Origin of the sequence: Enterobacter sp. ZOR0014, from assembly GCF_000798855.1 — a bacterium.
In the GTDB taxonomy this organism is placed as follows: domain Bacteria; phylum Pseudomonadota; class Gammaproteobacteria; order Enterobacterales; family Enterobacteriaceae; genus Enterobacter; species Enterobacter kobei.
Genome location: NZ_JTLF01000104.1, coordinates 1 through 573 on the forward strand (window position 1 = coordinate 1; position 573 = coordinate 573).

At 53.1% G+C, this 573-nt stretch carries 1 protein-coding gene; it reads right to left on the reverse strand.

Annotated elements, in window-relative coordinates:
* Positions 1 to 573, reverse strand: a 573-nt coding sequence (locus L977_RS05025) for a BCCT family transporter (protein WP_047625072.1), incomplete at both ends; no start/stop codon positions are given.

Here is a 573-nt window from a genome sequence, read left to right on the forward strand (position 1 = left end):
GCAGATAAGCGATATTACGCAACCTTCTCTGCCAGGGAATGGGGTTGCGAGCAGCCGTCGGAGCAATGGTCGCCATGCTCAGACTTTCACGCTTCGTCAAATCGCGTCTCAGGGCTTTCAAAAGTCCGTATATAGATACCAGTAATATCACTGAGAAGGGTAATGCACTCGCTATTGTCACCGTTTGCAGGGCGCTTAGCCCACCCGCAATCAGAAGTGCAATTGCAACAATCCCCATGAGCGACGCCCAGAAGATGCGTTGCCAGACGGGTGTGTTTGCCACCCCACCTGATGCCAGAGTATCCACAACCATTGCCCCGGAGTCAGCAGACGTGACAAAGAAGACGATGACCATCGCCATTGCAATGAATGACAGCACGGAGGAGAACGGGAAATGCTCCAGGAAATTAAACAGGGCCAACGCGACATCCTGCTGAACGGTATTGGCGAGGTCGGTCGCCCCCTGGTTCATAATGAGATAGATTGCGCTGTTACCAAATACCGTCATCCACATGAGCGTAAAGCCGGCGGGAACAAACAGCACGCCGGTAACAAACTCGCGAATGGTTCGAC